General features: G+C 69.1%; 16 protein-coding genes. 1 reads left to right on the top strand and 15 read right to left on the bottom strand.

Annotated features, from left to right (window positions below; translation table 11 throughout):
• Positions 1 to 44 precede the first annotated feature (44 nt).
• The 5 genes from ACFYRH_RS09615 to ACFYRH_RS09595 all read right to left on the bottom strand — a co-directional run bounded on the left by ACFYRH_RS09615 (position 45) and on the right by ACFYRH_RS09595 (position 5896).
• Complete coding sequence (locus tag ACFYRH_RS09615; RefSeq protein ID WP_387770799.1) at positions 45 to 605, bottom strand: hypothetical protein; 561 nt, start codon at positions 603 to 605, stop codon at positions 45 to 47.
• A gap of 36 nt (positions 606 to 641) precedes the next feature.
• The gene (locus ACFYRH_RS09610) at positions 642 to 1757 is read right to left on the bottom strand and encodes an XdhC family protein (RefSeq protein ID WP_387770796.1); all 1116 of its coding nucleotides are present in this window, start codon (positions 1755 to 1757) and stop codon (positions 642 to 644) included.
• Positions 1750 to 2232, bottom strand: coding sequence for a (2Fe-2S)-binding protein (locus ACFYRH_RS09605; protein WP_387770793.1), 483 nt, complete (start codon positions 2230 to 2232; stop codon positions 1750 to 1752). Before ACFYRH_RS09605 ends, ACFYRH_RS09610 begins: the two co-directional genes overlap by 8 nt.
• A 7-nt stretch (positions 2233 to 2239) precedes the next feature.
• Positions 2240 to 4564 carry a molybdopterin cofactor-binding domain-containing protein gene (locus tag ACFYRH_RS09600; RefSeq protein WP_387770790.1) on the bottom strand — a complete coding sequence of 775 codons (2325 nt, stop codon included), beginning with the start codon at positions 4562 to 4564 and terminating at the stop codon, positions 2240 to 2242.
• Positions 4565 to 4711: 147 nt separating this feature from the next.
• Positions 4712 to 5896, bottom strand: a complete 1185-nt coding sequence (locus tag ACFYRH_RS09595; RefSeq protein ID WP_387770787.1) for a PucR family transcriptional regulator — start codon at positions 5894 to 5896, stop codon at positions 4712 to 4714.
• 80 nt (positions 5897 to 5976) lie between these two features.
• On the opposite strand from ACFYRH_RS09595, the gene ACFYRH_RS09590 reads away from it, so the two are divergent.
• Positions 5977 to 7524 carry a phosphatidylserine/phosphatidylglycerophosphate/cardiolipin synthase family protein gene (locus ACFYRH_RS09590; RefSeq protein ID WP_387770784.1) on the top strand — a complete coding sequence of 516 codons (1548 nt, stop codon included), beginning with the start codon at positions 5977 to 5979 and terminating at the stop codon, positions 7522 to 7524.
• Positions 7525 to 7534: 10 nt separating this feature from the next.
• Here the strand turns inward: ACFYRH_RS09590 and ACFYRH_RS09585 are convergent, their stop codons facing one another.
• Genes ACFYRH_RS09585 through nuoF form a run of 10 tightly spaced genes read right to left on the bottom strand, consistent with a single transcriptional unit; the run spans position 7535 to position 20271 of the window.
• Entirely contained in the window at positions 7535 to 8557 is a 1023-nt protein-coding gene (locus ACFYRH_RS09585; protein ID WP_387770781.1) for a polyprenyl synthetase family protein, read from the bottom strand.
• On the bottom strand, positions 8554 to 10143 hold the full coding sequence (gene nuoN / locus ACFYRH_RS09580; RefSeq protein WP_387770778.1) for an NADH-quinone oxidoreductase subunit NuoN: 1590 nt from the start codon (positions 10141 to 10143) through the stop codon (positions 8554 to 8556). Before nuoN ends, ACFYRH_RS09585 begins: the two co-directional genes overlap by 4 nt.
• Positions 10140 to 11663, bottom strand: a complete 1524-nt coding sequence (locus ACFYRH_RS09575; protein WP_387770775.1) for an NADH-quinone oxidoreductase subunit M — start codon at positions 11661 to 11663, stop codon at positions 10140 to 10142. The genes nuoN and ACFYRH_RS09575 overlap by 4 nt, the downstream gene beginning before the upstream one ends.
• Entirely contained in the window at positions 11660 to 13528 is a 1869-nt protein-coding gene (gene nuoL / locus ACFYRH_RS09570) for an NADH-quinone oxidoreductase subunit L (protein ID WP_387770772.1), read from the bottom strand. Before nuoL ends, ACFYRH_RS09575 begins: the two co-directional genes overlap by 4 nt.
• Before the next feature lie 11 nt (positions 13529 to 13539).
• Complete coding sequence (gene nuoK / locus ACFYRH_RS09565; RefSeq protein ID WP_130384807.1) at positions 13540 to 13839, bottom strand: NADH-quinone oxidoreductase subunit NuoK; 300 nt, start codon at positions 13837 to 13839, stop codon at positions 13540 to 13542.
• Positions 13836 to 14672: an NADH-quinone oxidoreductase subunit J gene (locus tag ACFYRH_RS09560; RefSeq protein ID WP_387770769.1), complete on the bottom strand. Its 837-nt coding sequence runs from the start codon at positions 14670 to 14672 to the stop codon at positions 13836 to 13838. The genes nuoK and ACFYRH_RS09560 overlap by 4 nt, the downstream gene beginning before the upstream one ends.
• Positions 14669 to 15217, bottom strand: a complete 549-nt coding sequence (nuoI, locus tag ACFYRH_RS09555; RefSeq protein WP_387770766.1) for an NADH-quinone oxidoreductase subunit NuoI — start codon at positions 15215 to 15217, stop codon at positions 14669 to 14671. The genes ACFYRH_RS09560 and nuoI overlap by 4 nt, the downstream gene beginning before the upstream one ends.
• The gene (gene nuoH, locus ACFYRH_RS09550; RefSeq protein WP_387770763.1) at positions 15210 to 16529 is read right to left on the bottom strand and encodes an NADH-quinone oxidoreductase subunit NuoH; all 1320 of its coding nucleotides are present in this window, start codon (positions 16527 to 16529) and stop codon (positions 15210 to 15212) included. Before nuoH ends, nuoI begins: the two co-directional genes overlap by 8 nt.
• Positions 16526 to 18964, bottom strand: a complete 2439-nt coding sequence (locus ACFYRH_RS09545) for an NADH-quinone oxidoreductase subunit G (RefSeq protein WP_387770761.1) — start codon at positions 18962 to 18964, stop codon at positions 16526 to 16528. The genes nuoH and ACFYRH_RS09545 overlap by 4 nt, the downstream gene beginning before the upstream one ends.
• Positions 18961 to 20271, bottom strand: coding sequence for an NADH-quinone oxidoreductase subunit NuoF (nuoF, locus tag ACFYRH_RS09540; RefSeq protein WP_387770758.1), 1311 nt, complete (start codon positions 20269 to 20271; stop codon positions 18961 to 18963). Before nuoF ends, ACFYRH_RS09545 begins: the two co-directional genes overlap by 4 nt.
• Positions 20272 to 20273: the final 2 nt, after the last annotated feature.

The raw sequence follows: 20273 nt of genomic DNA, 5'->3' as shown, positions 1-20273 counted from the left end.
ATCGACCCTAGCCGTGACAGGTTCCATCCGCCGCCGGATCGCAGCTACCGGTCAGCGAATGTCACGATGAGGACGATCCCGGCGAGAACGGTGTCGAGCACGCAGCAGAACTCCGACATCGACCGTACGACGACCCGGTCGACGCGATGGTGGTACGCGTCCCACCCGGCGTGCACCAGCAGCCCGCCGGCGACCAGCAGTCCCGCCGCCGTCCGGTTCACTTCGAGCGCTGCCAATGCAGCCGCGGCCAGGACGATCATGGCCGCGGACTGCAAGGGCAACCCCCACGCCGGTCGCAGAGCCCCGCGAATCACCCCGTACGCCGCGAGGACGGCGGCCGGCGCCAGCATCAGCCAACTCGCGTTGACGGTCTCGACTTGGGAGCCGATTCCCACCAGCACGAAGCTGATCGCGAACACCGGCCACGCCGCACCCCGCCTCCGCAGCGCCGCGGCCCCGAGGTACACGAAGCCTGACGCCGTCACGACCGCCGCCACGTCGGCACCACTCACCAACCCCACCGACGTGAAAGCAGCCATCACCAGCCCAGCCGCCGCCGGCCACCGCCGCAGAATCCACGGCCGCCGTACCTCTGCTGTGTTCACCCGAGCAGTAAATCCACCCGGACTTTCAGATCGCTTTCACGCTGGGGCGTAGTCGCCGTGGATTCGGCCGGTGGTGGTGGAGAGGGGGCGGGCGCTGGCGGCGGCTCGGGTGGCGATGATCTCGGCGGCGATGGAGATGGCGGTCTCCTCAGGAGTACGGGCGCCGAGGTCGAGTCCGGTGGGGGACGACATCCGGGCGAGCTCGGCCTCGGTGAGGCCGGCGGCGCGCAGCCGGGAGAGCCGATCGTGGTGGGTCCGCCGCGATCCCATCGCGCCGATGTATCCGGCATCGGTCCGCAACGCCAGCTCCAGCAGCGGTACGTCGAACTTCGGGTCATGCGTCAGCACGCACAACGCCGTACGGCGGTCCACCGTGGCGAGCGCACCGGCGAGGAACCGGTGCGGCCAGTCGACGACGACCTCGTCCGCTTCGGGGAAGCGCGCTCGGGTCGCGAACACGCCGCGCGCATCGCACACCGTCACGTGGTACCCGAGGAACTTGCCGACCCGGGCCACGGCCGCCGCGAAGTCGATCGCCCCGAACACGAACATCCGCGGCGGTGGAGTGAACGACTGTACGAACACCGCGACCTCGGTACGCCGGCATTCGCCCTGCGCGCCGTACTCGCGGATCGCCGTAGCACCGCTGTCGAGCAGGCCGGCGACGTCCTCGACCACGGCCGCGTCCAGACCCGGATCGCCCAGACTTCCGGCGACTCCGTCGGGCCCGGCCACGAGACGCCGGCCCAAGCCGCCGGCCGCACGAACCACCGTCGCCACCGCCACCGGTCGCCCCGAGTCGACCGCGGCGGTCACCGCCTCGAAGTCCGCGAACGTCATTCGGTCGACCGGCTCGACAAGCACCTCGATGATTCCGCCACAGGTCAGGCCGATCGCGAACATGTCCTCGTCCGAGACGCCGTACCGCCGGACCGCCGGGACACCCGTCCGGATGACTTCCCGAGCCACCTCGTACACGTCGGCCTCGACACACCCGCCGGACACGCTGCCGACCGCGACACCGTCGGCGGACACCGCCATCGCGGCACCGGGCCGGCGCGGGGCCGAGCGGAACGTGTCGATCACCGTCGCGATCGCGAACCGTGCGCCGTCGGCGTACCACTGCCGGACGTGTGGGAGAACGTCACGCACGCATGTTCTCCGCGCCGGCTTTGACAGCGTCGCGAATCCGCGAGTACGTGCCGCAGCGGCAGATGTTGCGCAGCTCGTCGAGGTCCGCGTCGGTGATGTCGCGACCCTCGGCGCGGGCCTGCTTCACCTTCGCGACCGCAGCCATGATCTGGCCCGGCTGACAGTACCCGCACTGCGCGACGTCGTACTCGAGCCACGCCTCCTGCATCGGGTGCAGGTCCTTGCCGACCGTCGCCGGCAGCCCTTCGATCGTGGTGATCTCGTCGGTCGCGGCGATGTCCTTCACCGGCACCGAGCACGGGTTGAACGCCTTGCCGTTGATGTGCGAGGTACAGGACTTGCAGACGTTCAGCGCGCAGCCGTACTTCGGTCCGGTGACCCCGAGCAGGTCGCGCAGAACCCACAGCAACCGCACGGAGTCCTCGGCGTCGACGCTGATCTGCCGGCCGTTGAGCTTGAAAGTGTGAGTGGGCATGGGTTCCTCAGAACGTGTGGTCGAGGCCGTCGGTCGGCGACTGCGGCGTGGACGGCTGCACCGGCAACGGCTCGAACCCGAGCTTGCCGTGGTTGATCGGGAAGTACGTCGGCAGCGTGCCGGTCGCCCGCGCGTACGCGCACGCGACCGCGGCGAAGGCCGGCGCCACCGCCAGCTCACCGGCGCCGCCCGGGCTCTCGCTCGTGTTCGGCATGATCACCACCTCGACGTCCAGCGGGGAGTTCCACTCGCGGGTGTAGAAGTAGTTGTCCCAGCTGCCTTCGAGCGGGATGCCGTTCTTGATGTGCAGGCTCGACGTGAGCGCGAGCGCGATCGCGTCCTGCAGGCCGCCGATCATCTGCGCCTCCAGGCCGCGCGGGTTGATGCAGAACCCCGGGTCGACGACGATCACCGCCTTGGTCACGCGCGGCCCGGTCACCCCTTCGCCCTCGACCGGCCGGTTCACCGTCTCGGGCCGGCAGTCGATCTCGACCAGCGTCGCGACCGCGGCCCGGTACTCCGAGTGCACGCCGACGCCCTGGGCCATCCCCTTCGGCATCGTCTTGCCCCAGTGCCCGACCTCGGCTGCCTTGTTCAGCACCGCGAGCAACCGCTGGTCCTTGAGGAAGTTGCGACGGAACCGGACCGGGTCCTGCCCCAGCTTCGCGGCGAGCTGATCGACGATCAGCTCCTCGGCGCAGACCACGTTCGGCGAGTAGATGTTGCGCATGCTGCCGGTGTTGAACTTCAGCGGCACCTCGTTGAGCAGCTGCGTCGTGACCCCGAAGTTGTACGGCGACGACTGGGTCAGCTCGAAGATCGTCTCGGCGAACGACAGGTTCCCGCCGACCGGCAGGTCCGCGGCGAAGGCCGTGATCATCTCGCCGAGGCCGTGGCCGAAGTCGGTCTGCACGCTGGTATGCCGCTGCTCGTAGGTGAGCACGTTGCCGGCCAGGTAGTTCACCCGCACCCGGGACGTACTCATCGGGTGCGTGCGGCCCTGGCGGAAGTTGTCGGTCCGGGACCAGGACAGCTTCACCGGCTTGCCCATCTTCTGCGAGATCTCGGCCGCCTCGGCCGCCACGTCGTGGAACAGGTGCCGGCCGAACGAGCCGCCGCCCTGCACGACATGGACCTTCACCGCATCGATTGGCAGCCCCAACTGTTTGGCGATGTCCTCCTGGGCCACGATCGGCACCTTCAGGCTCGCCCAGATCTCGGCGCTGCCGGGGCGCACATCCGCGATCGCGCAGTCCGGCTCGAGCGGGCTGTTGCTGGCGAACGCGAAGACGAACTCGGCATCGATCGTCTTGGACAGCAACGGCGGCACGGCCATCGGCAACTGGGCCGCGCGCAGCTTGGCCAGCACGGTCGCGTCCGACTCGGAGTCCACGGTGCCCGGGCCCCAGGTCGCGTCGACCTTCTGGATCGCGTCGATGCACTGGCCGAACGTCTCGCCGCGGATCGCCACACCGTGGGTGATGCCAACGACGTCGGTGATGCCCGGCAGCGCCCGGAGCGCGGCCAGGTTGTTGATCGAGCGCAGCGTCCCGTTGATCGTCGGCGGCCTGGCGACCATGGTCGGCTTCGCGCCCGGCACCCGCAGGTCCATCGCGAACTGCTTGCGGCCGGTGACGATGTCGTGCGCGTCGACCCGGCTGTGCGGCTTCCCGAGCACCTTGAAGTCCGACGCGGGCTTCAGCTCGGCGGCCACCTTGAGCGTCTTCGTGACCGCGGCCGCCTTCGCCAGTGAGCCGTACGTCGCCGTCAGACCGTTCGGCCCGGTCAGTACGCCGGCGGCCGCGGTCACCTTGTCGACCGCGACGTCCCACTGCAGGGCAGCCACCTCGACCAAGCGCCGGCGGGTGATCGCGGCAGCGGTCCGGACCGGCACGTACATACTGCGCATCGAGTTCGAGCCGCCGGTGAGCTGATTCATCAACAGCTCGGGCCGGGCGTCCGCGAGGCCGATCTCGACCTTCTCGATCGGCAGGTCGAGCTCCTCGGCGACGATCATCGCGAACGCGGTCGTGATGCCCTGCCCGACCTCCGCGCGTGGCACCGCGAAGTACGCCGTACCGTCGGTCCGCAGCTCGACGGTGATCAGGCCGGACGTCGGTGCGGCCGCCAGGTTCTGCAGGTCGCCGAGGTCGAAGACGTCCTCCGGCTGCGCCAGCGACGGTACGGCGGCGTCGGCCGGCCGCGGGTCGGAATCGTTGACGATCCAGCTCACCCCGACGGCGAGAGTCGGCGCGGCGATCAGGTACCCGAGGACGCGGCGGCGCCCCAGCAGGCCGCGCCGGGCGGCCACCTCCTCGCTTGGTGGGTCCAACGATCGACGGTGTTCGGCCATGAGGGACCTCCGTGCTCGAGCAATGCTGGGAACGCAGTCTGGCACCGGTGCCGACGTCACGGGATGGCCGTAATGCCTAGGTTTTCAGCGCCTTCACTGTGCACAACGCACAGCTGGACCCATCGGTCACGCGGGGAACAACCGGAACGCCCGCAGCGCGAGGCCGAGTTCCAGGCGGCCACCGTCGGAGACGTCACGGCCGGTGATCTGATGGACCCGGTTCAGCCGGTTGATCACCGTGTTCCGGTGACAGTGCGCGAGATCCGCCGTACGACGGACCGATCCGGCGGCCGTCACCCACTTGTCCAGCGTGTCGAGCAGGAGCTCGCGTTCGGACGTCGGCAGGGTGCGCAGCGGCACGAGCCAGGTCTGGACGAGTTGCTCGGCCAGCTCCGGTGCGCTGAGCAACAGTGCCTCCGGCAGGCGTTCGGTCAACGGTGCGACGTCGATCCGGCCGACCGGCAGGGTACGGCGGGCCAGCATCGCCTGCCGGTAGGCGACGTCCACGTGGGCGAGACCGGTGACAACGCCGGACAGGCCCGCCGGTGCGTGCACGAGCTCGCGGAGGACCCGCAGTACCACCTCGGCAGATTCGGTGCCCAGGGCAAGCAAGCCGACGACGGCCTGTGGCCGCACCTGCCACGCGGACGGGACCCGGAGACGGGCGAGCCGGCGCGCGAACGACGTCGTCGTACCGTCGTCGTCGACCAGGTTGTCGATCGCCACCACGAGGTACGGGCCGTCCACCGGGACGTCCAGGACGGTCGCCGCCTCCTGCACCAGCGCGCGGTCCGCCCGGCCCTGCAACAGTCCCTCCCAGAGCGTCGACCTGCGCTGCTCGTCGGCGCGGACCAGATAGCGCTCGGCCGCATGGTACGCGGCGGCGACCTGCGACGACGTACGGTCGACGACCTCCCAGACCTTGCCGGCGACATCGAGCAACACCTCGGACTCCGCCATGCCCTGGGCACGAGCCTCGTCGATCAACGCCTCCCAGACCAGGCGGCCGCCGAGCCGGAACGACTTCAGGACGTCGTCCAGCGGCATCCGCTGTTCCGCACGCCGCCGGCCGGTCGCCTGCGCCGCGTCGAAGTGGTCGTCGGTGCCGGCGATCATCTGCACGACCCGGGCAACGTTGTCATGACACGACCGCCACAGATCCTGCCGTGGCACCGAGTCCAGTTCCTCGTACGCCGGGTTCTGCGCGTAGATCGTCGCGACCAGCGCGTCCGTCAGCTCCGGCAGCCGGCTCAGCACACTCTGCGCCAACGACTCGACGGTCAGCGCGGCCTGCTCGACAGCCTTACTCATAGTCGGCACAGCATCGCACACAGTCGCAGGGACGCCCAGACCTGGTGGCTTCCACAACAGCTTCTTTCGCACTCGGGCTCATGCGCCGCGGCGGTGGCGGGAACTGGTGGCTGGTGACCCACGACTGGTTCCTGACCGCCGCCGAACGGGGCAACCCGGCAACGGGCCTCGACGACGCCGGCGCCTGGACCGAGGGCAACCTGGTCCAGCCGCTGGTGCACGGCACGACGTACTTCCAGCGGCTGTACGACGAACTGTGCGCCCTGCAGCCGGGTGATCGCGTGTTCTTCACCGACTGGCGCGGCGACCCGGACGAACAGCTGTACGACGACGGGCCGTCGATCGGTGAGGTGCTGTGCGACCTCGCACGCTCCGGTGTCGAGGTGCGCGCGCTGCTGTGGCGGTCGCACTCGGACCGGCTGAACTTCAACTCGCAGGAGAACCAGCATCTCGGTGCCGAGCTGAACGACGCCGGCGGCGAGGTCCTGCTCGACCAGCGCGTGCGCCGCCTGGCCTCACACCACCAGAAGCTGTTCGTCATCCGGCACCGCGACGACCCCTCCGCCGACGTCGCCTTCGTCGGTGGCATCGATCTGTGTCACGGGCGGCGCGACGACGAGCGGCACCTGGGCGATCCGCAGACCGCGCCGATGGATCCCCGGTACGGGTCCCGGCCGCCCTGGCACGACGTGATGCTCGAGCTCCGCGGTCCCGTCGTGGGCGACCTGTTGCGGTGTTTCGCCGAGCGCTGGGACGACCCGCATCCGCTCGACCGGAGGACGCCGTACCGGATGGCGATGCAGCGACTGGCCCGGATGCCCCGGCACCCGGGTGAGCTGCCGGAGACCACGCCCGACCCGCCGGAGGCCGGGCCGCATGCCGTCCAGGTGCTGCGGACCTACGCGCACAAGCATCCCGGATTCCCGTTCGCACCGCGGGGCGAGTACAGCATCGCCCGCGCGTACCTGAAGGCGTTCGGCCGGGCGAAGTCGCTCATCTACCTGGAGGACCAGTACCTCTGGTCGGAGCCGGTCGCCGAGGCTCTGCAGGCCGCGCTGAACCGATCACCGCAGCTGCGGATCATCGCGGTCGTCCCGCGCTACCCGGACCAGGACGGCCGGCTCAGCGGACCGCCGGCTCGGCACGCCCAGCTCGAGGCGCTGCGACGGCTGGATTCCGGCCGGGTCGCCGTCTACGACCTCGAGAACGAGAACGGCGTACCGATCTACGTCCACGCGAAGGTCTGCATCATCGACGACAGCTGGATGACGTGCGGATCGGACAACTTCAACCGCAGGTCCTGGACCAACGACAGCGAACTGACCTGCGCGATCGACTCCCCCGAGCTGGCCCGCTCGCTGCGCTCACAACTCTGGTCCGAACACCTCGGCACCACGAACGCCGACCTCGACCCGATCACCGGCTTCGACCTCTGGCGAGCAACAGCCGCAACCCTCGACGAGTGGCACGCCGACGGCCGCAACGGCCTCCGACCACGCGGTCGCATTCGCCCCCACCGGCCGCAACCTCTCACCCGGACAGAATCCCTCTGGGCAGGCTGGCTCGCCCACCACGTCTACGACCCCGACGGCCGCAATCACACCGCCCGCAGACGCAACACGTTCTGAGCTGACAGCGTCAGACGCTGCGGGTGGCGATCAGGTCGCAGAGGGCGTCGAGGGCTTCGCGGCCCGGACCCTCGGGGAGGGCGCTGAGGAGTTTGCGGGCGTCGGCGGCGCGGCGCCGTACGTCGTCCTCGGCCTGGCCGAACGCCTTGTGCGCGCGGAGGAGTTCGAGCGCCTCCGACAGGCGGGCGTCGTCGGACAGGTCCGAGTCCAGCAGCTCCAGCAGGCGGGCGTCCGTGGGATCCGTGGGATCCGCCTGGGCGCGGAAGATCAGCACCGGCAGGGTCGGCACGCCCTCGCGAAGATCCGTGCCCGGGGTCTTGCCGGACTGGTCGGACTCGGAGGCGATGTCGAGGATGTCGTCGGCGAGCTGGAAGGCCACGCCGATCTCCTCGGCGAAGGTCCGCAGCGACTCCTGGATCTCTGCCGAGGCACCGGCGAACCGGGCGCCGAAGTGCACCGACGTCGCGAACAGCGAACCGGTCTTGTCGGCCATCACCGACAGGTAGTGCTCGAGCGGGTCCTGGCCTTCGCCGACCCCGAGAGTCTCGCGGATCTGCCCCTCGACCAGCCGGCCGAAGGTGCGGGCCTGGATCCGGACCGCCTCCGGGCCGAGATCGGCGACCAGATCCGAGGCGCGGGCGAACAGCCAGTCACCGGACAGGATCGCGATCGAGTTGTCCCAGCGCGCGTTCGCCGTCGCCGAGCCCCGGCGCAGCGCCGCCTCGTCCATCACGTCGTCGTGGTGCAGGGTCGCGACGTGCGTCAGCTCGACGACCGCAGCGGCCTTCACCACCTCGGGCGCGGCCGGCTCCGGGCCGAACTCGGCCGCCAGCAGCACCAGCATCGGCCGGAACCGCTTGCCACCGACGAACATGACGTTCTGGGCGGCGGCGGTGACGAACGGCGCCTCGGACTGGGTGGAGTCCCGCAGCGCCTGCTCGACGGCCTCCAGCCCAGCACGGACCCGGGACTCGAGCGCCGCATCGGCGAACTCGAATCCCAGGCTCTCGGCCGGCAGCGGGGTCGGACTCAACGGATGAACTCACCAGCTCGGGCCGCCAGGTCCAGCACCGGTCCGGGGACCAGACCGAGGACGACGGTGGCGGCGAGACCCAGCGCCACGGCACTCGTGGTCTGCCACCCGGGCAGCGCCACGTCCGGCGAGTCCGCCGGCAGGTCGGAGAAGAACATCAGCACGATCACGCGGACGTAGAAGAACGCGGCGACCAGGCTGGACAGTACGGCGACCACGACCAGCGGCCACGCGCCACCCGACCAGGCCGCGCTGAAGACCGCCCACTTGCCGGTGAAGCCCGCGGTCAGCGGGATGCCGGCGAAGGACAGCAGGAAGAACGCGAAGATCCCCGCCAGCAGCGGCGACTTCTTGCCCAGGCCCGCCCAGCGGGACAGGTGCGTCGCCTCGCCGCCCGCGTCCCGGACCAGCGTCACGACCGCGAACGCGCCGATCGTCGGGAAGCCGTACGAGACCAGGTAGAACAGCACCGCCTGGGTCGAGGTGATCCCGTTGTGGTTGCCGCTGCTCACCTGCGACAGGCCGACGAACGCGGTCAGCAGGAAGCCCGCGTGCGCGATCGACGAGTAGGCCAGCATCCGCTTCACGTCGGACTGGGTGATCGCGACGATCGAACCGACCACCATGGTGAGGATCGCGACGATCCACATCATCGGCGCCCAGTCCCAGCGGGTGCCGCCGAGGGCGACGTAGAAGACCCGCATCAGACCGACGAACGCGGCGATCTTGGTGCAGGCCGCCATGAACCCGGTGACCGGCGTCGGCGCACCCTGGTACACGTCCGGCGTCCAGGAGTGGAACGGTACGGCGCCCACCTTGAACAGCAGGCCGACACCCAGCAGACCGGTTCCGGCCAGCAGGATGGTGTCGCCGCTCGTCTGGGTGGCCAGCGCGTCCGCGATCCCGCCCAGCGACATCGTGCCGGCGTACCCGTAGAGCAGCGCGATGCCGAACAGCAGGAACGCCGAGGAGAAGGCGCCGAGCAGGAAGTACTTCATCGCGGCTTCCTGCGAGATCAGCCGGCGACGGCGCGCCAGACCGCAGAGCAGGTACAGCGGCAGCGAGAAGACCTCGAGCGCGACGAACAGCACCAGCAGGTCGTTCGACGCCGCGAACAGCATCATGCCGCCGACCGCGAACAGCGTCAGCGGGAAGATCTCGGTGTGCTCGATGCGGGCCGCCGTACCCTCCCGCTCCGCCTCGGAGCCCGGCACCGCGGCCGCCTGGCCGGCGAACGCCGACAGGCCACCGTCGACCGAACGCTCGGCGAACAACAGCACGCTGATCAGCGTCAGCGCCAGCAGGATGATCCAGGTGAACAGCGCCGGGCCGTCGACCGAGATCGCGCCCTGGGCGGCGATGAGCTCCTTGTTGCCGTCGATCAGGATGCCGGTCAGTACGCCGGACACGACGATCGCGACCACGGCGATCGCCAGCTGCACCAGGTGCCGCAACGGCCGCGGCAGGAACGCCTCGACCAGCACGCCGACACACGCCGCACCGAAGAGCACGAGCAACGGCGCCAGCTCGTTGTACTCGATCTTCGGCGCTGTGAAGTCCGCCAGCGGCAGCAACAACGCGCTCACTTCTGTCCCTCCGTCGCGGGGATCTCCGGGGCCGGGTCGGTGACGCCCACATGCTGCATGGTCGCCTCGACCGCGGGCTTGATGATGTCGACGATCGGCTTCGGGAAGATGCCGAGGCCGATGATCAGGACTATCAGCGGTGCGATCGCGAAGACCTCACGCGCGTTCAGGTCCTTGAGCTTCTCGATCCCGTCGCGGACCGGGCCGGTCATCGTGCGTTGGTACATCAGCAGGATGTACAGCGCGGCCAGCACGATACCGACCACCGCGATCACCGCGATCGTCCGGTGCTTGCTGAACGTCCCGGCCAGCACCATGAACTCGGAGATGAACGGCGACAGACCCGGCAGCGCGAGGCTGGACAGGCCGGCGAACAGGAACGTCCCGGCGAGCACCGGCGCGACCTTCTCCACCCCGCCGTAGTCGGCGATCCGCGCGGATCCGCGCCGGGAGATCAGATAGCCGGCCACCAGGAACAGCGCCGCGGTGGAGAGACCGTGGTTGAACATGTACAGCGTCGACCCGGTCAGGCCCTGCGACGTCAGCGCGAAGATACCCATCACGATGAAGCCGAAGTGCGAGATCGAGGTGTACGCGATCAGCCGCTTGATGTCGGACTGGCCGATCGCCAGCAGAGCGCCGTACAGGACCGAGATCAGCGCCAGCACCAGGACCACGGGGGTGGCCCACTCGGACGCGTTCGGGAACAGACCCAGGCAGAACCGGATCATCCCGAAGGTACCGATCTTGTCCAGGATGCCGACCAGCAGCACCGACGTCCCCGGCGTGGCCTCACCGGCCGCGTCCGGCAGCCAGGTGTGGAACGGCACCATCGGCGCTTTCACCGCGAACGCGAACATGAACCCGAGGAACAGCCAGCGCTCGGTGTTCTGGCTCATGTCCAGCTTCATCATGTCGCTCAGCAGGTACGACGGTGCGCCCTGCTTGGCCGAGACGACGTACAGGCCGACCACCGACGCCAGCATCAGCAGACCGCCGAGCAGCGAGTAGAGCAGGAACTTCACCGCGGCGTACGACCGCTGCGGGCCGCCGAAGCCACCGATCAGGAAGTACATCGGGATCAGCGTGGCCTCGAACAGCACGTAGAACAGGAACACGTCGGTCGCGGAGAACACGCCGATCGACAGTGCCTCCAGGCCGAGGATCCAGGCGAAGAAGGACTTCTCCGACCAGCGGCCGCGCTGCGCGTCGTTCCAGGACGCGATGATCACGATCGGGGACAGCAGCGCGGTCAGCACCACCAGCACGATGCCGACACCGTCGAGACCGAGCGCGTAGTGCGCGCCGAAGGCCTTGATCCAGGTGTGCGTCACCGCGTAGTCCTCGGCACCGTTGCGGTGGTAGCCGATCGCGATGATCACGGCCAGTACCAGCGTCACGAGCGAGAACCCGAGCGCGACCTGCTTGGCCGTCAGCGCCTTCGCCTTCGGCACCAGCATCGTCGCGATGGCCCCGACGAACGGCAGGAGCAGTAACAGGGTCAGCCAACCGATGTTCACGACAACCTCACCGCGAGGAGGGCGACGACCACGAATGCGGCGCCGAAGACCATGCTGAGTGCGTACGAACGGACGAAGCCCGTCTGGAACCGGCGGAGCCGGCCGGACAGACCGCCGAACAGTGCGGCCAGCCCGTTGACCAGGCCGTCGACGCCCCGGTTGTCGAGCCAGACCAGCGTCCGGGTCAGGTACTGGCCCGGACGCATCAGGACCGCCTCGTTCAGCGCGTCGCCGTACAGGTCACGACGCGCGAACTTGGTGATCGGCGAACCGGCCGGCGCCTCCCGCGGCACCTCCCGGCGGTACATCAGCACCGCGATCGCGATCCCGACGGCGACCACCGCGAGCGTGATGATCGTCATCACCACCGCGCTCACCGGACCGTGCTCCTCCTCGTGCCCGACCACGGGCTCGAGCCAGTTGACGATCCAGTGACCGGCGAAGTACAGCGCACCGCCGCCCAGCGACAGCGCGGCCAGGATGATCAGCGGCCAGGTCATCAGCTTCGGCGACTCGTGCGGGTGCACGTCGTCGGCCCAGCGCTTCTTGCCGAAGAACGTCATGATCATCACCCGCGTCATGTAGAACGCAGTGATGCCGGCGCCGAGCAGCGCGCACAGGCCGATCACCGTGTTGTCCGCGAACGCGGCCTCGATGATCTTGTCCTTGCTGAAGAATCCGGCCCACGGCGGGATGCCGAGGATCGCCAGGTAGCCGAACGCGAACGTGACGAAGGTGATCTTCATCGGCGTCCGCAGGGCACCGTAGTGGCGCATGTTCACGTCGTCGTTGGTGCCGTGCATCACCGAGCCGGCCCCGAGGAACATGTTCGCCTTGAAGAAGCCGTGCGTGAGCAGGTGGAAGATCGCGAACACGTACCCGGCCGGGCCGAGACCGGCGGCCAGCATCATGTAGCCGATCTGGCTCATCGTCGAACCGGCCAGCGCCTTCTTGATGTCGTCCTTGGCGCAACCGATGACCGCACCGGCCAGCGCGGTGACCGTACCGACGATGACCACCGCGGTCGAGGCCGCGTCGCTCTGCTCGTAGATCGCGCCCGACCGCACCACCAGGTAGACGCCGGCGGTGACCATGGTCGCCGCGTGGATCAGGGCCGACACCGGGGTCGGGCCCTCCATCGCGTCCAGCAGCCAGGACTGCAGCGGCACCTGCGCGGACTTACCGCAGGCCGCCAGCAGCAGCATCAGGCCGAGCAGCGTGGCCCAGGTGGTGGTCAGCTTGTCGGCGCCGGCGAACACGGTGCCGAAGGCCGACGAGCCGAAGACCACCCACATGCTCATCACCGCGAGCGAGAGGCCGATGTCACCGACCCGGTTCACCACGAACGCCTTCTTCGCGGCGACCGCGGCCGAGTTCTTGTGCTGCCAGAACCCGATCAGCAGGTACGACGCCAGACCGACGCCCTCCCAGCCGACGAACACCAGCAGGTAGTCGGCTGCCAGCACCAGCAGCAGCATCGCCGCGACGAACAGGTTCAGGTAGCCGAAGAACCGCCGTCGGCGCGGGTCGTGCTCCATGTAGCCGATCGAGTAGATGTGGATCAGCGAACCCACACCGGTGATCAGCAGCACGAACAGGATCGACAGCGGGTCGACCAGCAGGCTGAACTCGACCTTGATGTGGCCGACCGAGAACCACTCGAACAGGTTGACCGTCTCGGACCGCTCCTCACCGGACAGGCCGCGCATCTGGAAGAACAGCACGACGCCGAAGGCGAAGGAGATCAGCGGCGCCAGCGTGCCCAGCAGGTGACCCCATGCGTTGGTGGCCTTGCCACCGAGCAGCAGGATCGCCGCGGACAGCGCCGGTACCGCGACCAGCAGCCACGTCAGCTCATGACTCATCGGTGCTTACCTCAGTACTTGAGCAGGTTGGCGTCGTCGACCGAGGCCGAGCGACGGGTGCGGAAGATGGCCATGATGATCGCCAGCCCGATCACGACCTCGGCCGCGGCCACCACCATCACGAAGAAGGCGGCGATCTGGCCGTCGAGGTTGCCGTGCTGGCGGGCGAAGCTGACGAACGCGAGGTTGGTCGCGTTCAGCATCAGCTCGACACACATGAAGACGACGATCGCGTTCCGGCGGACCAGCACGCCGAGCGCGCCGATACTGAACAGGATCGCCGCGAGCACGATGTACGGCTCGGTTGTCACCGCTTGTCCTCCTGTCCGAATCCGGTCGTGTCGGTGCTCTCCGCCTCGGCCGGGTACGACTCGCCGAGGTCGAGCTCGCGCACCTCTTCGACGTCCGCGCGCTCCTCCGACTCGGGGAACACGGTGCCACGTGCCTGGAGCACGCGCGAAACCGAGGTCGGCGCGATCGACCCGTCCGGCAGCAGCGCCGGCGTGTCGACGGCGTTGTGCCGGGCCAGTACGCCGGGAGTCGGCAGCGGACCCGGGTGGATCCCGTGGTCGGCGTACTTGCGGATCCGCTCCTCGGCGTGGTCGCGCTGCGTCTTCTTCTTGGTCAGCCGCTCGCGGTGGGCCAGCATCATGGCGCCCATCGCCGCGGTGATCAGCAGCGCCGAGGTGACCTCGAACGCCCAGACGTACTTACCGAACAGCAGCGCGGCGATCGCCTTCGGGTTCCCGTCCGGCTGCGCGTCGGTCAGCCCCAGCGGGTCGCCGTACACGGCGCTCCCGACGGCGGCGACCAGCAGGATGCCGAAGCCCAGGAACGCGATGCCGGCGAGGCCACGCTGGCCGCGGATCGTCTCGACCAGCGAGTCCGACGCGTCGACGCCGACCAGCATCAGCACGAACAGGAACAGCATCAGGATCGCGCCGGTGTAGACGATGATCTGCACCGCGAACAGGAACGGTGCGTCCTGGGCGGCGTACTGCACCGCCAGGCAGACCATCACGGTGGCCAGCAGCAGTGCCGAGTGCACCGCCTTGCGGACCAGCACCATGCCGATCGCGGCCAGGATCATGACCGGGGCCAGCATCCAGAACGCGACCTGCGGTCCGGTGACCAGCGGCATCATTTGGCGTCACTCCCCTCGGCCGGCGCGGCGGCACCGGTGAGACCGAGGTAGTAGTCCTTCTCGGTCGCGCCGAGCTGCATGTCGTGCGGCGGCTCCTGCATCCCCGGGAGCAGCGGCGCCAGCAGGTCCTTCTTCTCGTAGATGAGGGACGCCCGCGTGGTGTCGGCCAGCTCGTACTCGTTGGTCATCGTGAGCGCCCGGGTCGGGCAGGCCTCGATGCACAGACCGCAGAGGATGCAGCGCAGGTAGTTGATCTGGTAGACCCGCCCGTACCGCTCGCCCGGCGAGAACCGGCCGCCTTCGGTGTTGTCCGCGCCCTCGACGTAGATCGCGTCCGCGGGGCAGGCCCACGCGCACAGCTCGCAGCCGACGCACTTCTCCAGCCCGTCCGGCCAGCGGTTCAGCTGGTGCCGGCCGTGGAAGCGTGGGGCGGTGGGCTTCTTCTCGAACGGGTACTGCTCGGTGAACACCTTCCGGAACATCGTCCGGAAGGTGACCCCGAACCCGGCTACCGGGTCCCAGAGGGACTCTTTGACACTAGCCACGGCTGCCTTCCTTGCTCCGGCTGTCGGTCTCACTTCGGCTCGGGACGTTCTCGAGCGGTGGGGGCACCGGGAAGCCGCCGGCGAAGGCGTCGAAGTCCTTGCCGTCGGCGACCGCGGTGTTGTCTTCCTTGGGCTTGGCCGGGATGAACATCGTGACGATGGCGATCACCAGCACCACGGCGGCGGCGACCAGCAGCGTCGTCCGGCTGAAGTTCGTCTCTCGGCCGACCGCGCGGACGGTGGCGACCAGCAGGATCCAGGCCAGCGAGATCGGGATCAGGATCTTCCAGCCGAGCTTCATGAACTGGTCGTAACGCAGTCGCGGCAGCGTTCCGCGCAGCCAGATGTAGAAGAAGATGAAGCACATCAGCTTGCCCATGAACCACAGCACCGGCCAGAAGCCCGAGTTCGCGCCGTCCCACAGCGAGATCGGCCACGGGGCCCGCCAGCCGCCCAGGAAGAGCGTGGTGGCCAGGGCCGACACGGTCGCCATGTTGATGTACTCCGCCAGGAAGAACATCGCGTACTTGATCGAGGAGTACTCGGTCAGGAAGCCGGCCACCAGCTCGCCCTCGGCCTCGGGCAGGTCGAACGGCGCCCGGTTCGTCTCGCCGACCATCGAGATCACGTAGATCACGAACGACGGGAAGAGCAGGAACGCGTACCACCCGGGCAGCGGGATCGACGCCCCGAACCAGTGCACGGTCTGGTGCGACTGCGCCGCCACGATCTCCGAGGTGGACATCGAGCCGGCGAACAGGAACACGGTCACCAGGGCCAGCCCCATGCCGACCTCGTACGAGATCATCTGCGCGCTGGACCGCAGACCACCGAGCAGCGAGTACGTCGAGTTCGACGACCAGCCACCGAGGACGATGCCGTAGATGCCGATCGAGGCGACCGCCATCACGTACAGCACCGAGACCGGGAGATCGGTGAGCTGCAGCCGGGTGTAGACGTCCGTGCCGGGGATCCGCACGGTCGGGCCGAACGGGATCACCGCGAAGGTCAGGAAGGCCGGGATGGCGACGATCGCCGGCGCCAGGATGAAGACCAGCCGGTCGACACCCTTCGGCATCAGGTCTTCCTTCAGCATCAGCTTCACACCGTCGGCCAGCGACTGCAGCAGACCCGCGGGGCCGTGCACGTTCGGGCCGATCCGGTGCTGCATCCGCGCCACCACCCGGCGTTCCCACCAGATGTTGAACAGCGTCAGCACCACGAGGAAGACGAAGATGAAGAGGACCTTGATGAGGATCACCCACCAGGGGTCGTGACCGACCCCTGCGTCGGGTACCGCCAAAGCCGTCATGCGTTCCCTCCGGCGATCGTCACGATCGAGCCATGGTCTGCGTGCAGCGACCGGCGGACGTGCGAGTCCGCCGAGTTGGTCGGCAGCCAGACCACGTTGTCGGTCATCGGGGTGACCACCACCGGCAGCCGGATGCTTCCGGCGTCGGTGCTGACCACCAGCTCGTCCCCGTCGACGACACCGGCCCGGTGCGCGGTGGTGAGCGAGATCCGGGCGACCGGCTTGCGCGCGGTCGCGGTCAGGTGCGGCTCACCGTCGCAGGCGCGACTGTCGTCGATCAGCATCCGCCAGGTCGCGAGCCGGGTCGAGTCGAACGCCCCGAGCGCCGGAGCGGCCTGGTACGTCGGCTCCTGCGCGCGGTCGCCGTCCCAGCGGCCGAGCTCGTCGAACTCCTGCTTCGCGCCGGCCGGCGTGCTGAAGCCGAGCGACTGCCCCATCTCCTGGGCCAGCGCCGCCAGCGCGCGGACGTCCGGCATCGCGGCCGGCACCTTGAGCACCACCGGGAACGGCCGCTCGCGGCCCTCCCAGTTCACGAAGGTGCCGGACTTCTCCACCGTCGGAACGACCGGGAAGACCACATCGGCGTACCCGGTCACCTGCGAGTTGCGGACCTCGAAGCTGACCACGAACGGCGCCGCCGCGAGCGCGGCCAGCGCGGCCGCCGGGTCCGGCAGGTCGTCGATCTCGACACCGGCGACCACCAGCGCGTCCAGCGCACCGGCACCCGCCAGGATCTCGGTCAGGTCCTTGCCGTTCTCGCCCGGCAGGTTGTCCACGCCCCACGCGGCCTGCAGGTCGACCCGCGCCTGCGGGTCGCTGACCAGCCGGCCGCCGGGCAGCAGCCCCGGCAGGCAGCCTGCCTCGAGCGCGGCCCGGTCGCCCGCGCGCCGCGGGATCCAGGCCAGCTGCGCACCGGAGTCGAGCGCCAGCCGCAGCGCGGCCGAGTACCCACCCGGGACCGACGCGAGCCGCTCGCCGACGACGATCACCGAGTCCGCACCGAGCGCGGCCCGGGCAGCGGCCCCGGCCTCACCGGCGTTCCCGAGATCGCCGAGTACGGCGGCCTCGGTGCCCGGGGAAGCGTGCACGACGACGCCGTCCAGCTTCTCGACACCGCGGGACGCGTACGCCGCGATCGTGAACACCTTGGTGCCGTGGGTCTTGACGCCCTTGCGGACCCGGAGGAACACCGACGGTGCCTCCTCCTCGGGCTCGAACCCGGCGAACAGCACCGAGCCGGCCTTCTCGAGGTCCGCGAACGTCGTACCCAGGCCGGTGCCGGCCACCGCGGCGGCGAGGAAGTCCGCCTCCTCCGCGGAGTGCGGGCGAGCGCGGAAGTCGATGTCGTTGCTGCCCAGCGCGACCCGGGCGAACTTCGAGTACGCGTAGGCGTCCTCGAGCGGCAGCCGGCCACCGGTCAGCACGGCCGCGTTGCCGCGGGCGGCGTTCAGCTTCTCCGCCGCGAAGGTCAGTGCCTCCGGCCAGGACGCCGGCCGCAGCTCGCCGTCCTCGCGGATCATCGGGTGCGTCAGCCGGTCGCCGGTGTTCGCGTACTGGAACGCGAACCGGTCCTTGTCGGAGATCCACTCCTCGTTGACCTGCGGGTCGTCACCGGACAGCCGGCGCATCACCTTGCCGCGCCGGTAGTCGATCCGGATCGCCGCGCCGGACGAGTCGTGCTCGGCCACCGACGGCACCGACACCAGGTCGAACGGCCGCGAGCGGAAGCGGTACGCCGCACTCGTCAGCGCACCCACCGGGCAGATCTGGATGGTGTTGCCGGAGAAGTAGCTCTCGAAAGGCTCCTTCTCGTAGATGCCGACCTGCTGCAGCGCGCCGCGCTCGATCAGCGCGATGAACGGGTCACCGGCGATCTGCTCGGAGAAGCGGGTGCAGCGCGCGCAGAGGATGCAGCGCTCGCGGTCCAGCAGTACCTCGGCCGAGATGTTGATCGGCTTCGGGTAGGTCCGCTTCACGCCGTGGCTGGCGTGGAACCGGGACTCGCCACTGCCGTTGGTCATCGCCTGGTTCTGCAGCGGGCACTCGCCGCCCTTGTCGCAGACCGGGCAGTCCAGCGGGTGGTTGATCAGCAGGAACTCCATGTTCCCGTGCTGCGCCTTGTCGGCGACCGGCGAGCTCACCTGGGTACGGATCACCATGCCGTCGGCCACCGTCAGCGTGCAGGACGCCTGCGGCTTCGGCATCCCGCGGCCGTTGCCCGCGTCGACGACCTCGACCAGGCACTGCCGGCAGGCACCGACCGGGTCGAGCAGCGGGTGGTCGCAGAACCGCGGGATCTGGATCCCGATCTGCTCGGCCGCCCGGATCGCCAGGCTGTTCTTCGGAACCTTGACCTCGATGTCGTCGATGGTGACGGTGACCAGGTCGGTCCGCTCCACCTCGGACCCGGCCGGCGGGTTCGCTTGGATCGTCATGCGCTAGCTCCAGCAGTCGCGAAGACAGTGCTTGCCATCGGGTCGAACGGGCAGCCGCCGTTCTCGAAGTGCGCCAGGTACTCGTCCTTGAAGTGCGCGATCGAGCTGGTGATCGGCGCCGTGGCACCGTCACCGAGCGCACAGAACGACCGGCCGAGGATGTTCTCGGACAGGTCGAGCAGGACCTCCAGGTCCTCCTCCGACCCCTGGCCCTTCTCCAGCCGCTCGAGGATCTGCACCAGCCACCACGTGCCCTCCCGGCACGGGGTGCACTTGCCGCAGGATTCGTGCTTGTAGAACTCGGTCCAGCGCAGTACGGCGCGCACCACGCACACCGAGTCGTCGAAGATCTGCAACGCCTTCGTACCGAGCATCGAGCCGACCGACCCGACACCCTCGTAGTCCAGCGGTACGTCGAGGTGCTCAGCGGTCAGCAACGGGGTGGACGAGCCACCCGGCGTCCAGAACTTCAGCTGGTGTCCCTCGCGCACTCCGCCGGCCAGGTCGAGCAGCTGCCGCAGCGTGATGCCGAGCGGCGCCTCGTACTGGCCCGGGCGGGTGACGTGCCCGGACAGCGAGTACAGCGTCATGCCCTTGGACTTCTCGGTGCCCATCGAGGAGAACCAGTCCGCACCGTTCTTCAGGATCACGGGAACGGATGCGATCGACTCGACGTTGTTGATGACAGTGGGGCAGCCGTACAAGCCCGCGACCGCGGGGAACGGAGGACGCAGCCGGGGTTGACCGCGACGACCTTCCAGCGAGTCCAGCAGCGCCGTCTCCTCGCCGCAGATGTAGGCCCCGGCGCCGGCGTGCACGACGACGTCGAGGTCGTAGCCGCTGCCGAGGATGTTCTGGCCGATGTAGCCGGCGTCCTTGGCCTCCTGGACCGCCTGCTGCAGCCGGCGGATCACGTGCAGCACCTCGCCGCGGACGTAGATGAACGCGGCGGACGCGCGGATCGCGTAGGACGCGATGATGACGCCCTCGACCAGCGTGTGCGGCGAGGCCATCATCAGCGGGATGTCCTTGCAGGTGCCCGGCTCGGACTCGTCCGCGTTCACCACCAGGTACTTCGGCTTCGGGTTGTCCTGCGGGATGAAGGACCACTTCATGCCGGTCGGGAAGCCCGCGCCGCCACGGCCGCGCAGTCCCGAGTCCTTGACCGTGGCAACGACGTCGGCCGGCTGCATGGTGAGCGCCTTGCGAAGGGCGTCGTACCCGCCGGTGCGCTGGTACGAGGCCAGCTGCCAGGCGTTGATCTGGTCCCAGTTGTTCGACAGCACCGGGGTCAGCACATCGGTCATGG

The organism is Kribbella sp. NPDC004875 (assembly GCF_042873375.1).
Classification (GTDB): Bacteria; Actinomycetota; Actinomycetes; order Propionibacteriales; family Kribbellaceae; genus Kribbella.
The sequence above is the reverse complement of the archived record's forward strand: the minus strand, read 5'-3'. Positions and strand labels throughout refer to the sequence as shown.

Excerpts from the sequence above, each read along its gene's own strand:
- nuoH (WP_387770763.1), bottom strand. The coding sequence starts at position 16,529 with ATGACGGCTTTGGCGGTACCCGACGCAGGGGTCGGTCACGACCCCTGG.
- ACFYRH_RS09595 (WP_387770787.1), bottom strand. The coding sequence starts at position 5,896 with ATGAGTAAGGCTGTCGAGCAGGCCGCGCTGACCGTCGAGTCGTTGGCG.
- ACFYRH_RS09605 (WP_387770793.1), bottom strand. The coding sequence starts at position 2,232 with ATGCCCACTCACACTTTCAAGCTCAACGGCCGGCAGATCAGCGTCGAC.
- ACFYRH_RS09560 (WP_387770769.1), bottom strand. The coding sequence starts at position 14,672 with ATGATGCCGCTGGTCACCGGACCGCAGGTCGCGTTCTGGATGCTGGCC.
- ACFYRH_RS09590 (WP_387770784.1), top strand. The coding sequence starts at position 5,977 with ATGCGCCGCGGCGGTGGCGGGAACTGGTGGCTGGTGACCCACGACTGG.
- nuoF (WP_387770758.1), bottom strand. The coding sequence starts at position 20,271 with ATGACCGATGTGCTGACCCCGGTGCTGTCGAACAACTGGGACCAGATC.
- ACFYRH_RS09545 (WP_387770761.1), bottom strand. The coding sequence starts at position 18,964 with ATGACGATCCAAGCGAACCCGCCGGCCGGGTCCGAGGTGGAGCGGACC.
- nuoL (WP_387770772.1), bottom strand. The coding sequence starts at position 13,528 with ATGAGTCATGAGCTGACGTGGCTGCTGGTCGCGGTACCGGCGCTGTCC.